The organism is Kitasatospora sp. NPDC097643 (assembly GCF_040302625.1).
GTDB lineage: Bacteria > Actinomycetota > Actinomycetes > Streptomycetales > Streptomycetaceae > Kitasatospora.
In genome coordinates this window covers 21,922-34,545 of sequence record NZ_JBEOSA010000067.1, presented here as the reverse complement: position 1 = coordinate 34,545, position 12,624 = coordinate 21,922, and the positions used below count along the sequence as shown (strand labels likewise).

10 protein-coding genes are annotated in these 12,624 nt (G+C 73.3%); 4 read left to right on the top strand and 6 right to left on the bottom strand.

Annotation, left to right across the window (positions count from 1 at the left end):
* Positions 1–37: 37 nt before the first annotated feature.
* The 3 genes from ABTY15_RS32045 to ABTY15_RS32035 form a co-directional block, all read right to left on the bottom strand.
* On the bottom strand, positions 38–1,096 hold the full coding sequence (locus ABTY15_RS32045; protein ID WP_350603097.1) for an endonuclease/exonuclease/phosphatase family protein: 1,059 nt from the start codon (positions 1,094–1,096) through the stop codon (positions 38–40).
* Positions 1,097–1,317: 221 nt separating this feature from the next.
* Positions 1,318–1,956 carry a TetR/AcrR family transcriptional regulator gene (locus ABTY15_RS32040; RefSeq protein ID WP_350603096.1) on the bottom strand — a complete coding sequence of 213 codons (639 nt, stop codon included), beginning with the start codon at positions 1,954–1,956 and terminating at the stop codon, positions 1,318–1,320.
* 163 nt (positions 1,957–2,119) lie between these two features.
* Positions 2,120–3,736, bottom strand: a complete 1,617-nt coding sequence (locus tag ABTY15_RS32035; protein WP_350603094.1) for an MFS transporter — start codon at positions 3,734–3,736, stop codon at positions 2,120–2,122.
* A 317-nt stretch (positions 3,737–4,053) separates the two neighbouring features.
* On the opposite strand from ABTY15_RS32035, the gene panB reads away from it, so the two are divergent.
* The 3 genes from panB to ABTY15_RS32020 all read left to right on the top strand — a co-directional run bounded on the left by panB (position 4,054) and on the right by ABTY15_RS32020 (position 6,925).
* Positions 4,054–4,923, top strand: a complete 870-nt coding sequence (panB, locus tag ABTY15_RS32030; RefSeq protein WP_350603091.1) for a 3-methyl-2-oxobutanoate hydroxymethyltransferase — start codon at positions 4,054–4,056, stop codon at positions 4,921–4,923.
* 152 nt (positions 4,924–5,075) lie between these two features.
* On the top strand, positions 5,076–6,098 hold the full coding sequence (locus tag ABTY15_RS32025; protein WP_350603090.1) for an ATP-binding cassette domain-containing protein: 1,023 nt from the start codon (positions 5,076–5,078) through the stop codon (positions 6,096–6,098).
* On the top strand, positions 6,095–6,925 hold the full coding sequence (locus ABTY15_RS32020) for an ABC transporter permease (RefSeq protein WP_350603087.1): 831 nt from the start codon (positions 6,095–6,097) through the stop codon (positions 6,923–6,925). The genes ABTY15_RS32025 and ABTY15_RS32020 overlap by 4 nt, the downstream gene beginning before the upstream one ends.
* Before the next feature lie 176 nt (positions 6,926–7,101).
* Here the strand turns inward: ABTY15_RS32020 and ABTY15_RS32015 are convergent, their stop codons facing one another.
* Positions 7,102–10,488, bottom strand: coding sequence for an AfsR/SARP family transcriptional regulator (locus ABTY15_RS32015; protein ID WP_350603085.1), 3,387 nt, complete (start codon positions 10,486–10,488; stop codon positions 7,102–7,104).
* A gap of 252 nt (positions 10,489–10,740) precedes the next feature.
* On the opposite strand from ABTY15_RS32015, the gene ABTY15_RS32010 reads away from it, so the two are divergent.
* Positions 10,741–11,556: a site-2 protease family protein gene (locus tag ABTY15_RS32010; protein ID WP_350603082.1), complete on the top strand. Its 816-nt coding sequence runs from the start codon at positions 10,741–10,743 to the stop codon at positions 11,554–11,556.
* Positions 11,557–11,591: 35 nt separating this feature from the next.
* On the opposite strand, the gene ABTY15_RS32005 is transcribed toward ABTY15_RS32010, so the two are convergent.
* Together ABTY15_RS32005 and npdG are read right to left on the bottom strand one after the other, a co-directional pair.
* On the bottom strand, positions 11,592–11,786 hold the full coding sequence (locus ABTY15_RS32005) for a hypothetical protein (RefSeq protein WP_350603078.1): 195 nt from the start codon (positions 11,784–11,786) through the stop codon (positions 11,592–11,594).
* A gap of 106 nt (positions 11,787–11,892) precedes the next feature.
* Entirely contained in the window at positions 11,893–12,585 is a 693-nt protein-coding gene (gene npdG / locus ABTY15_RS32000) for an NADPH-dependent F420 reductase (RefSeq protein WP_350603075.1), read from the bottom strand.
* Between the last annotated feature and the right edge of the window lie 39 nt (positions 12,586–12,624).

Genomic DNA, 12,624 nt, shown 5'->3' with positions numbered 1-12,624 from the left:
GCCGATCAGCGGTCCGGCCGTTCAGCCGATCAGCAGTTCAGGAGGAGTACCGGTAGGTGGCGGCCACCGCGAGGTGGTCGCTGCCGTCCCGGGACAGGGTGCGCGAGTCGACCGGCTTGAGGCCGCCCTTGCTCATGATCTGGTCGATCCGGGCCATCGGGAACGACGCCGGCCAGCTGAAGCCGAAGCCGTCCCCGGCGGCGCCCTGGGCGGAGCGCATCTGCGAGGTGACCGGCGCCAGGCTGCGGTCGTTCATGGTGCCGTTCAGGTCGCCGAGCAGCAGCACCTTCTTCACCCGCTCGGCCTCGATCGCGTCGCCGAGCGCCTGGGCGCTGACGTCCCGCTGGGCGACGGTGAAGCCGCCCTCGGCCTTCAGCCGGACGGAGGGCAGGTGCGCCACGTACACCGCGACCGGGCCCTGCGGGGTGGTCACCTGGGCGCGGAAGGCCCTGGTCCAGCCCATCTTGAGGTCCACCGGCGAGACGCCGTCGATCGGGTACTTGGACCACAGGCCGACCGTCCCCTCCACCGCGTGGTACGGGTACGCCCCGGCGAGCCCGGTCTCGTACGCGCGCAGCGGCTTGCCGGCCAGCTCCTGGAGGGCGACGATCTGCGCGCCGGAGTCGACCAGGCCGCGGATGGTGCCCGGCACGTCGGTGTTGGCGGCGGCCACGTTGTGGCTGACCACCGTGAAGTCGCCGGAGCCGCCGCTCTTGTCGGTGAGCAGGCCGCCGAACAGGTTGAGCCAGACCGCGACCGGCAGCAGCAGGGCGATCAGCGCGGTGGCGGAGCGGCGCAGCAGCGCGGGCACCAGCAGCACCGGGACGGCCAGGCCCAGCCAGGGCAGGAAGGTCTCCAGCAGGCTGCCGAGGTTGCCGACGCTGTTGGGGGCCTCGGCGTGGAAGGCCAGCAGGGCGGTGGTGAGCACGGCCAGCGCGGCGACCACCAGGCCGCGCCGCCAGGTGGTGCTGCCGCGGCCGTCCCGGCCCCAGTCACGCAGGCCCAGGAAGCCGCCCGGACGCCCGGCGGTGGCGGGACCGCTCTCCTCGCCCCGCTCCGGGGCCGTGGTCCGGTCCGCCCTGTCCGCCTGCGTCATCCGTGACTCCCGTCGTCCGTGCCGCCTGCCGGTCCGGCGCGCCCGTCCGCGTGGTGCGCGGACGAAGTGCCGGACTGGTGCCGGTTTGATCGGATACCCGGCTCAGCCTATGCCGGGACAGACGCGGGGTCGGCGGAGCAGGGTTCCGGCGTGGCCCGGTTTGGTGAGCCAGGACACGTCCGGGCCACGTCAAGCGGAGCTCAGCGCGCGGCGGGCGGCGTTCACCGGGCGGCGGGCGGGGCCAGGCCCTCCAGCAGCGAGTCGACCATGGTGACGGCCAGCTGCGGGTCCTCCAGGTCGGATTCGTCCCAGAGGATGCTGCGGTACAGGATCGGGCCCATCAGCATGTCGCCGAGCAGCTCGATGTCCAGGTCGGAGCGGAGCACGCCCTCGTCGACGGCCCGGCGGATCAGGTCGAGCGCCGCCGCCCGGCGCGGCCGGACGACCCGCTCGCGGTACGCCGCGTACAGCTCGGGGAGGCCGGTCATCTGGCCGAAGGCGACCTTGAGCACCCAGCGGGTGCGTTTGGCCAGGCCGCGCCGGCGCATGTAGTCGACCATCTCGACCAGGTCGTCCCGGGCGGTGCCGCCGGTCGGCTCCGGCATCGGGACCTCCAGCCGGCTGACCACGTCGACCAGCAGGGCCTCCTTGTTGGGCCAGCGCCGGTAGATGGTGGCCTTGCCGACGCCGGCGGCGGTGGCGATGCCCTCGATGGTGAGTTCGGACAGCGTGGTGCCGCCCGCCATCAGCTCCTCGACGGCGGTGAAGATGGCCAGTTCGGCGGCCTCGCTGCGCGGCCGGCCGCGGCGGGCGGCCGGGCAGGCCTCCGCGGCCCCGGCGGTCGGGATGTCCGTCTTCATCCCCGCTGTTCTCCCTCGGTGTGCGCGGGCGCGCGGGCGCCGTTCCGTCTCCGATTGTCGTCCGTGGGGCCCGGCCAGCGGTACTGCGCGGGGCCGGGACCACGGCCCTGCCGTCCGGTGCGCCCGGACGGCAGGGCCCATTCTTGCTCAGTACGACCGCTGGTCAGGCGTCCGCGGCCGCGGTTTCCCGGGCCGGTCCGGGCTGGTCGGCGGCGGTCGCGGCGGCGGCCGGGCCACCGGGCGCGGCCGTCCGGCGCGGGAGCAGGAACCAGGCGAGCAGGGCGCCAGCCACGGTGATGCCCGCGGAGAGCGCGGCGACCACGTGCATGGCGCTGATGAAGGAGTCGTGCGCCGGGCCGATCAGTGCGGCGCCCTTGGGGCCCATCCGGTCGGCGATCGCCAGGGTGGCCTCCAGGGACTCCCCGGCCTTGTCGCGCAGCCCGTCCGGCAGCTGGTTCAGGGTGTCGGACATGCCGTCGCGGTAGACGGTGGAGAGCACCGCGCCGAGCACCGCGACCCCGAGCGAACCGCCGACCTGCCGGAAGGTGTTGTTGACGGCCGAGCCCGCGCCGGCCTTCTCCCGGGGCAGCGAGCCCATGATCGCGACGGTCACCGGCGGCATCACGTGCGCCATGCCGATGCCCATCAGCAGGCCGAGCACGTTCAGCACCCAGATCGGGGTGGTGGCGGTCAGCAGGACGTAGCCGACGAAGCCGACCGCGATCAGCAGCATGCCGGCGGCGCAGGTGGCGGCGACGCCGAAGCGGTCGACCACCAGCCGGGCCCGGGGCGCGAAGATCAGCTGACCGACGGCCAGCGGCAGCATCATCGCACCGGCCTGGAGCGCGCTGTAGCCGCGCACGCTCTGGATGTAGAAGACGCCGAAGAACGAGACGCCCATCAGCGCGAAGAAGACCACACCGACGACCACCACGGAGGCGCTGAACACCTTGTTGCGGAACCAGGTGACATCCAGCGCGGGGAACGGGGTGCGCTTCTCGAACCAGACGAAGGTGAGCAGGGCGGCCACGCCGACCAGCATCGGCGCCCAGGCCTCGACGGCGGTGAAGTCGGCGAGCTCGCCGCCCTTGATGATGCCGTAGATCAGTGCGACCAGGCCGATGATCGACAGCCCCACGCCGACCGGGTCGAGCTTGCCCGGGTTCGGGTCCTTGGACTCGGGGACGAGCACCAGCATCGCGATCACCGCGACGATCACGATCGGGACGTTGATCAGGAAGACCGAGCCCCACCAGAAGTGCTCGATCAGCAGGCCGCCGGTGATCGGGCCGACGGCGATCGCCAGGCCGACCGCGCCGGCCCAGATCCCGATCGCCTTGGGCTGCTCGGAGCGCTCGAAGACGTTCATGATGATGGCCAGCGTGGCGGGCATCGCGAGCGCGGCGCCGACGCCCATCAGGGCGCGGTAGCCGACGAGTTCGCCGGGCGAGCCGGCCAGTGCGGAGAGCAGCGAGGCGATGCCGAAGACGACCATGCCGGCGAGCAGCGCGCGCTTGCGGCCGAAGCGGTCGCCGAGCAGGCCCGAGGTGAAGAGCAGCCCGGCGAAGACCAGGGTGTAGGAGTTGATCGACCATTCCAGGTCGCTCTGGGTGGCGCCGAGGCCGACCGGCGCCGGGGTCGCGATGGTCTTCATCGCGACGTTGAGGATCGAGTTGTCGAGCACGACGACGAGCAGGGCGAGCACGAGGGTGGAGAGGATCGCCCAGCGCCGGCGGTGGATGGCTTCCGGCACACGGGGTGGCGCGGCTGCGGTGGTCATTGGTCTTCCCGTCCGTGGTGGTGTGGCACTTTCGGGCAATTCCGAGTCGCGGACGTCTCGTAACCCCCCGACCCACGGTAGCGCGATTTACGATACGAGACGAGTCCGTTTCGTAAAATGAGGGCAAAGCCCCGCGCCGGCCGGCCGTCGCACGCCCGCGCCCGCGCCCCGCGCCCGTGTCCCGCGCCCGGTGTGCCCAAGATCGCACCGGGCTCACCGCACGCCCCTTTGCGCGCACGCCGGGGCGTGCAAGCATGGAGGTGATCCGGGGACGCCGCACGGCGCCACGAGACGACAACCCTTCAGGAGTCCGTTCGATGAACGCTGCTTCGCCTTCGCCTGCCCAGAACCAGGCGTCGACCGCCACCCTCTACGGCGGGGTCACCAACCGCCGCATCACCGTCCGCGACCTCGCCGCCGCCAAGCAGCGCGGCGAGAAGTGGTCGATGCTCACCGCCTACGACGCCCTCACCGCCGGGGTGTTCGACGAGGCCGGCACCCCGGTGCTGCTGGTCGGCGACTCGGCCGGCAACTGCCACCTCGGCTACGAGACCACCGTGCCGGTGACCATGGATCAGATGGTGATGCTCTCCGCCGCCGTCGTCCGCGGCACCAAGCGGGCGATGATCGTCGCCGACCTGCCGTTCGGCTCGTACCAGGAGTCCCCCGCGCAGGCCATGCACAACGCGGCCCGGCTGATGAAGGAGGCCGGGGTCGGCGCGGTCAAGCTGGAGGGCGGGGAGCGCAGCGCCCGCTCGATCGAGCTGCTGGTCGAGGCCGGCATCCCGGTGATGGCGCACATCGGCCTCACCCCGCAGTCCGTGCACGCCTTCGGCGGCTACCCGGTCCAGGGCCGCGGCGACGAGGCGGCGCACCAGCTGCTGCGCGACGCCAAGGCCGTCCAGCAGGCGGGCGCCTTCTCGGTCGTCCTGGAGGCCGTCCCGGCCGAGCTGGCCGCCCAGGTCACCGAGCAGCTGGCGATCCCGACCGTCGGCATCGGCGCCGGGGTCGACTGCGACGCCCAGGTGCTGGTCTGGACCGACATGGCCGGCATGACGGCGGGCCGGGTGCCCAAGTTCGTCAAGCAGTACGCCAACCTGCGGGCCGTCCTCGGCGAGGCCGCCCGCGCGTTCGCCGAGGACGTCCGCGAGGCCTCCTTCCCGGCGGAGGAGCACACCTTCCACTGACCGGTCGTCGGCATGACAGCGGCCCCGTTCCCGCAGCTGGGAACGGGGCCGCTGTCATGCCCGGACGCGGATGACAGCGGGGTGACAGCGGCCTGCCGGGGCCGCCACCCGGGTGACAGCCCGCTGACAGTCCGACCGGACAGCCTGGGGGCATGACACGAATCGCCACCGCCCCGAACGACCGGGGAACCGCCGCTGGCAACGCCGTCGAGGTCCACGGCATCGTCAAGCACTACGGCGACACCAAGGCCCTCGACGGGGTCGACCTCACCGTCCGCGAGGGCACCGTCCTCGGCGTGCTCGGCCCCAACGGCGCCGGCAAGACCACGCTGGTCCGGATCCTGTCCACGCTGATCAAGCCGGACGCCGGCACCGCGTACGTCGGCGGCTACGACGTCCTGCGCCAGCCCAAGCAACTGCGCCGGACCATCGGCCTCACCGGCCAGTACGCCTCCGTCGACGAACTCCTCTCCGGCTACGAGAACCTGTACCTGATCGGCCGGCTGCTCGACCTGTCCAGCCGCGACGCCAAGGCCCGGGCCACCGAACTGCTGGAGCGCTTCTCGCTCACCGAGGCCGCCAAGCGGCCCGCCAAGACCTACTCCGGCGGCATGCGCCGCCGCCTCGACCTGGCCGCCAGCATGATCGGCCGCCCCCGGGTGCTCTACCTGGACGAGCCCACCACCGGTCTGGACCCGCGCACCCGCAACGAGGTCTGGGACGAGGTGCAGCGGATGGTCGCCGAGGGCAGCACGGTGCTGCTCACCACCCAGTACATGGAGGAGGCGGAGCAGCTCGCCGACGAGCTGACCGTCATCGACCGCGGCCGGGTGATCGCCAACGGCGGCGTGGCCGAGCTCAAGGCCAGGGTCGGCGGCCAGACCCTCCAGGTCCGCCCGGTCCACCCGGCCGAGCTGCCCGAGATGGCCCGCTGCCTGCACGACAGCGGCATCACCACCGCCACCGTCTCCACCGACACCGGGCTGCTCGCGGTGCCGATCCACGGCGAGGAGCAGCTGACCGCCGTGATCGGGGTGCTCGGCACCCGCGGCTTCGCGATCGCCGGCATCGACACCAAGGTGCCCAGCCTCGACGAGGTCTTCCTCGCCATCACCGGCAGGCCCGCGGCCGCCGCGGACACCGTCCCCACCCTCGCCAAGGAGCCCGTCGCATGACCACCGCCACGCTCGCCCCCGCCCGGGTCGAGAACACCCGGGTCGAGGACACCCGGATCGGCCTGGCCGGGAACCTGCGCCACATCGGCGCGCTGACCCGGCGCAACCTGATGCGGATCAAGGCCGACCCGGAGTCGATGTTCGACGCCGTGCTGATGCCGGTCATCTTCACCGTGCTGTTCGTCTACGTCTTCGGCGGCGCCATGGCCAACGGCGACCAGGACGTCTACAAGCAGTACCTGATCCCCGGCCTGCTCGGGCAGACCGGCCTCACCCTCGCGATGGCCGTCGGCACCGGCCTGAACACCGACTTCCAGACCGGGGTGATGGACCGGTTCCGCACCCTGCCGATCGGGCGGGCCTCCGTCCTGCTCTCCAAGATCATGGCGGAGACCTTCCGGGCGCTGGTCTCCTTCACGATCCTGATCGGCTTCGCGATGTGCATCGGCTTCGAGGTGAAGACCGGTCCGCTGGAGGTGGCCGCCTCGGTCGGCCTGTCCCTGGTGTTCGGCATGTCGATCGTCTGGATCTCGATGCTGCTCGGCATGGCGATGCGCAGCGCCCAGGCCGTCCAGGGCGTGGCCATGCTGGTCCTGATGCCGATGCAGTTCGGCAGCTCGATCTTCGCCCGGACCGACACCATGCCGGGCTGGCTGCAGTCCTTCACCAAGATCAACCCGCTCTCCGCGTCCGCCGACGCCTCCCGCGCCCTGCTCAACGGCGAGGGCGCGGTGGCCCATCCGGTGATGATCGTGCTGATCTGGTCGGCGGCCGTGACCGCGATCTTCGCCCCGCTGGCGGTGGCGCGCTTCCGCAAGCGCACCTGAGCGGGCTGAGCGGACACCCGAGAACGACCGTGGGCCCCCTTCGGGGGTGGGACCCACGGGCGGCCGGCCGACGACCAGGGACAGGCGTCGGCCGGCGAACCAGGCGGGCCGGCCGGTGAACCCAGGGGACGGGCACCGGCCGGCCAAAGCCCGTCCGGCGGATCCCGCCGGCAGCCCTAGCCGATCAGTTCCTCCAGCAGGGCCCGGGTCTGGTCCCGGGTCATGCCGTCGCCGACGGCCTCGGCCGCCTCGAAGTCGGCGTCGCCCAGCAGGATCCGCAGGGCGGCCGCCGACCGCTCGCGCTCGACACGCTCCAGGTAGCCGCCCTTCGGACCGTTCAGCCCGTTGAACGCGCCGAGCAGGACGGCCGCCACCCGGGCCCGCTCCAGGTCCCCGTCGCGCTCCGCGAAGGCGCGCAGCACCCCGGCCACGGCCGGCACCACCATGACCGTCATCTGCTCGGCGAACCCGCTCGCGGCGGTCATCGACAGCAGCAGGCGCCGGCCCTCGCGCAGCAGGGCGAGCCCCTGCTCCGGGTCACCGCCCCGGGCGGCGATCCAGCCCCGGGCGCTCTTCAGCAGCCCGGCCACGACGCCCGGCGCGAAGCCGCCGATGTTGGACGCGTCCAGTTCGTCCAGCTCGGCCAGGGCCTGCCGGTACTCGCCGCGCTGGGCGTGGATGCCGCACAGCGCCAGGCGCCCGAACACCAGCGCGCCGGTGTTGGACTGGTTGACGATCGGGTGGTCGAGCGTGGCCAGCGCGTCCCGGATGATCTGCTCGCCGCGCTCCAGGTCGTGCTCCAGCACGGCGCTGCCGAGGTTCACCTGGAGGATCGGAATCTCCTGCGGCGCGCCCAGCTCCACGGCCAGCTCGATCGCCCGCCCGTACGCCGCGGCGGCCGCCTCGGACTCGCCCCGGTTGGCCAGCGACTCGCCGCGGGCCGCCAGCGCCTGGGACATCCCCCAGAGGTTGCCGGCCTGCCGGAACAGCTCCAGGGAGCGCTCGCCGTCCACGATCCCCTGATCGTTGCCGCCCGGCCAGTCGTTCATCATCTTGGCCCGGACCTGGAGGATGAACGCCAGGTCGTTCGCGTTGCCGTGCTGCTCGCAGCCGTGGACCGCGTCGTCCAGCAGGTCCTTCATCAGCTCCAGGCGGCCGGCCAGGAAGGCCCCGAACACCCGCATCAGGCCCGGGAACCGGTAGGACTGCGGCAGGTCCGGGGTGTAGACGTCCAACAGGTCCTGGGCGACCGCGACCGCGACCGGATCGCCGAGCACCTCCAGGTTCCCCTCGAACAGCCCGATCAGCCGGTACATCGCGAGCAGCCGGCGGGCCTCCTCGACCACCCCCTCGGGCATCGGCAGGCCGTACACGAGCACGCTGTGCTCCAGCGGCACCGGCGGCGGGACGCCCGGGCCGAACGGCTCGGGGCCCAGCGCGGCGATCGCGTTGTACCAGCCGCGGGCCTCCATGCTGTAGCCGCGCAGCGACCAGTACCAGCTCATGCCCAGGGCCAGGACCAGCGCCTGCTCCTCGTCCCGGAGGTCGATCGCGCGGCGCAGCGCGGCCCGGATGTTGTCCTGCTCCCGTTCCAGCACCGCCAGCCACTGCAACTGCCGGGAGCCGTGGACGTTCAGGTCGGCCTCGACGACCAGCCTGCGGAAGTGCGCCAGGTGGCGGCCCCCGGTGGCGTCCCGGTCACCGTCGGCCTCGGCCAGCCGCTCGGTCGCGTACTCGTGGATCGTCTCCAGCATCCGGTAGCGCGGCAGCCCCTCGCCGTCGAGGTCGGCCACCAGGAGGGACTTGTCCACCAGCGAGAGCAGCAGGTCGGCGACCTCCTCGCCGACCACCTCGGTGCCGTCCGCGCAGATCGCCTCGGCGTCCTCCAGCTGCCAGCCGCCGGCGAACACCGACAGCCGGCGCAGCACCGCCCGTTCGCGTTTGCCGAGCAGGTCCCAGCTCCAGTCGACCACCGCGCGCAGGGTCTGCTGCCGCGGCAGCAGGGTCCGGCTGCCGGCGGTGAGCAGGGCGAAGCGGCCGTCCAGCCGGTCGGCTATCTGGCGGGCCGTCATCACCCGCAGCCGGGCGGCGGCCAGTTCGATGGCCAGCGGCAGGCCGTCCAGCCGTTGGCAGATCTCGGCGCAGGCCGCCGGGTCGACCTGCGGGTCGAAGCCGGGACGGGCGGCGGCGGCGCGCTCGGCGAGCAGCCGCAGCGCCACCGGGTCGGGCAGCGGCTCGACCGGCAGCACCGTCTCGCCGGGTACGCCGAGCGGCTCCCGGCTGGTGGCGAGCACGGTCAGGCCGGGGCACTCGGCGAGCAGCACGTCGGCGAGGTCGGCGGCGGCCTGGATCAGGTGCTCGCAGTTGTCCAGGACCAGCAGCATCCGGCGGTGGCCGCAGTGCTCGACCAGCCGGCGCAGCGGGTCCTCGACCCGCTTCTCCATCACCTCGGCGACCATGCCGCCGGTGTGCAGGACGATCTCGCGCAGGCCGAGCGCCGAGACCACCGCGGCGGGCACCGCGTCCGGGCTCTCCAGCGGGGCGAGTTCGGCCACCCAGACGCCGTCCGGCCAGTGCCCGGCGGACTGTTCGGCCCGGCCGGCCTCGATCGAGAGCCGGGTCTTGCCGGAGCCGCCGGCGCCGGTCAGGGTGACCAGCCGACTGGCCGTCAGGGTGGCGCGCAGCGCGGCCAGATCGGTCTCGCGGCCGACGAAGCTGGTCAGCCGGCCGCGCAGATTGCCGCCGGTGCGCGGGGGTTGGGGCGCCCCGGCCCGACCGGCGGGCGGCCCGGACGGAGCCGACGGCGCGGGCGGGGCCGGCGGCGCGACGGGCGCCACGACCGGTTCCGCTGGCGGTGCGAGCAACGAGGCGTACAGGGTTTGGAGTTGACGGCCAGGATCGACCCCGAGCTCGTCCGCCAGGGCCCGCCTGGTCCGCTCGTAGTGCCGCAGCGCCTCGGCCGTCCGACCGCTCTCGTGCAGCGCCCGGAGCATCAGGTGCTGCAACGGCTCGTCCAGCGGCTGCCGTTCGCACAGCTCGGCGAGTTCGGCGACCAGCTCGGCGGCCCGGCCGAGTCCGAGGTCGGCGGTGATCCGGTGCCGGCGGGCCTCCTCGCGCTGGGCCTCCAGCCGGGCGGCCGGGCCGGCCCGGTCCGGCAGGTCGGCCAGCGCGGGGCCGCGCCACAGCGCCAGGGCGGCCCGCAGCCGTTCGGCGGCCACCGTGTGGTCGCCGGCGTCCAGGGCGGCGCGGCCCTCGGCGCCGAGCCGCTGGAACTCGGCGAGGTCCGTCGCCGGGCCGGTCAGCCAGTACCCGGCCGGGCCCGAACCGACCTCCGCGCGCCCGATGGTGCGGCGCAGCCGGCCGACCAGGGTCTGCAACGCCGCGGAGGAGTCCTGCGGCGGTTCGGTGTCCCACACCTCGTCGACCAGCAGCTCGGCCGGGACCGGGCGGCCCTGCCGCAGGGCCAGCGCGGTGAGCAGCGCCCGCAGCCGGGCGCCGCCGAGCGGTACCGGTGTGCCGTCGTCGTGGTGAGCCGTGGTGGTCCCGAGGATGCCGTAGTGCACCGGACCATTCTGGTCGATCCCCGGGGATGCGGCCGCACAATTGTCCAGGCCCCCACGGCCGGTCCCACCGCGGCCCGGCTCGGCGGCCCCGAGCCGTAGCCCGGAGCCGTGGCCGTACCCGTGGCCCCGTCGCGGCGGCCCGGAACCCCGGCGGGGCCGCCGGACGTTCACCCGGGACGGCTTGTCCGTCCCCGGCCCGCCCGGCATGATCGATCCCCTGCCCCTCCCCTTCACCACCGGAGCATCCCCACCATGACCTTCGCCGCCACGCCGCGCTCACGCAGCGAGGACCGCCGGATCAGCCCGGTGTTCTGGGTGCTCCTCGCCGTCCTCGCCACCTCCGGCTGGGCGGTGTACGCCGGCTACGGCAACCCGCGGTTCGGGATCTTCCTGTTCGTGGTGGCGGGCTGGATGGTCTCGCTCTGCCTGCACGAGTACGCCCACGCGCGCACCGCGCTGCACGGCGGCGACCTCACCGTCGGCGCCAAGGGCTACCTCACGCTCAACCCGCTCAAGTACACCAACGCGCTGCTGAGCTTCGTGCTGCCGATCATCTTCGTGCTGCTCGGCGGCATCGGCCTGCCCGGCGGCGCGGTCTGGATCGAACGGCACCGGATCCAGGGCCGGCTCAAGCACAGCCTGATCTCGGCGGCCGGCCCGCTGGTGAACCTGGTCGGCGCGGTGCTGATCCTGGTCCCGGTCGGCGCGGGCTGGCTGGACAACCCCAAGGTGCACGCGGTCTGGAACGGCTACGAGCTCCAGGTCTCGCCGCTCGCCCTGGCGCTGGGCTTCCTCGGGATGCTGGAGCTGAGCGCGACCCTGCTGAACCTGCTGCCGATCCCGGGCCTGGACGGCTACGGGATCATCGAGCCCTGGCTCCCGTACAAGACCCGGCGCGCGGTCGAGCCCTTCGCCCCGTACGGGATGCTCGCGGTGTTCGCCCTGCTGTGGCAGCCCGAGATCAACCACTGGTTCTTCGAGGCCGTCTACGGCGTGATGGACCTGCTCGGCGTCGACCGGCTGTACTCCCAGCTCGGCCACGAGCTGTTCATGTTCTGGAAGGACTGACCGAGGACTGACCGACCGGCCCGGCCGGCCGCCGGTCAGCCCTGCTGGGCGGCGGCCTCGGCGGCCTCGGCGAGCTTCGCCCGGCGCCGGTTCAGCCACAGCACGTTGCTCGCCACGCCCGCCATCGGCAGCCAGATCAGGCCCAGCCAGAAGCCCTGGACGAGCGAGACAACGGCGGCGGCCAGCGCGAGGACGACGACGATCAGGGCGAAGAGGGACGTGCGGGGCATGACGGGGGGCTCCTAGGGTCGGACGGCCGGGTGGCGGCCGGCCCCCATTGTCGCCGACCTCACCTCCGGAGCGGGTCCAGGGGTGAGGCCGACACGGCGGGCGGCGTCAGATGTCCGTGACCCGCAGGCCCGCGTGGGCCTTGTAGCGGCGGTTGACCGAGATCAGGTTGGCCACCAGCGCCTCCACCTGGTGGGCGTTGCGCAGCCGGCCGGCGAAGACCCCCCGCATGCCCGGGATCCGGGCCGCCAGCGCCTGCACGACGTCGGTCGCGGCCCGCTCCTCGCCGAGCACCATCACGTCGGTGTCGATCCGCTCCACCGACTCGTCCTGGAGCAGCACCGCCGAGAGGTGGTGGAAGGCGGCGGTGACCCGGGAGTCCGGCAGCAGCGCGGCGGCCTGCTGGGCGGCGCTGCCCTCCTCCGGCTTCAGCGCGTACGCACCCTGCTTGTCGAAGCCGAGCGGGTTGACGCAGTCGACGACGATCTTTCCGGCCAGCTCCCCGCGCAGCGCGGTCAGGGTGGCGGCGTGCCCGTCCCAGGGCACCGCGACGATCACGACGTCGCTCTCCCGCGCGGCGGTGGCGTTGTCGGCGCCGCGCACGCCGAGGCCCAGCTCGGCCGCCGAGGCCTCGGCCCGGGCCGCGTCGCGCGAGCCGATGATCACCTGCTGGCCGGCCTTGGCCAGCCGCAGGGCCAGGCCCCGCCCCTGGTCGCCGGTGCCGCCGAGCACACCGACCACCAGCTGCGAGACGTCCGGCAGTTCGTGGGCCGGGTTTGTCGCTGAATCGAGGGAAGTCATGGGCCGATCCTGCCAAATCCCGGGCCCGGCGCGACATTC

What these genes read in the sequence shown, in the direction of transcription:
- npdG (WP_350603075.1), bottom strand. Translation starts at nt 12,585, where the DNA reads ATGACTTCCCTCGATTCAGCGACAAACCCGGCCCACGAACTGCCGGAC.
- ABTY15_RS32010 (WP_350603082.1), top strand. Translation starts at nt 10,741, where the DNA reads ATGACCTTCGCCGCCACGCCGCGCTCACGCAGCGAGGACCGCCGGATC.
- ABTY15_RS32025 (WP_350603090.1), top strand. Translation starts at nt 5,076, where the DNA reads ATGACACGAATCGCCACCGCCCCGAACGACCGGGGAACCGCCGCTGGC.
- ABTY15_RS32040 (WP_350603096.1), bottom strand. Translation starts at nt 1,956, where the DNA reads ATGAAGACGGACATCCCGACCGCCGGGGCCGCGGAGGCCTGCCCGGCC.
- panB (WP_350603091.1), top strand. Translation starts at nt 4,054, where the DNA reads ATGAACGCTGCTTCGCCTTCGCCTGCCCAGAACCAGGCGTCGACCGCC.
- ABTY15_RS32045 (WP_350603097.1), bottom strand. Translation starts at nt 1,096, where the DNA reads ATGACGCAGGCGGACAGGGCGGACCGGACCACGGCCCCGGAGCGGGGC.
- ABTY15_RS32005 (WP_350603078.1), bottom strand. Translation starts at nt 11,786, where the DNA reads ATGCCCCGCACGTCCCTCTTCGCCCTGATCGTCGTCGTCCTCGCGCTG.
- ABTY15_RS32035 (WP_350603094.1), bottom strand. Translation starts at nt 3,736, where the DNA reads ATGACCACCGCAGCCGCGCCACCCCGTGTGCCGGAAGCCATCCACCGC.
- ABTY15_RS32020 (WP_350603087.1), top strand. Translation starts at nt 6,095, where the DNA reads ATGACCACCGCCACGCTCGCCCCCGCCCGGGTCGAGAACACCCGGGTC.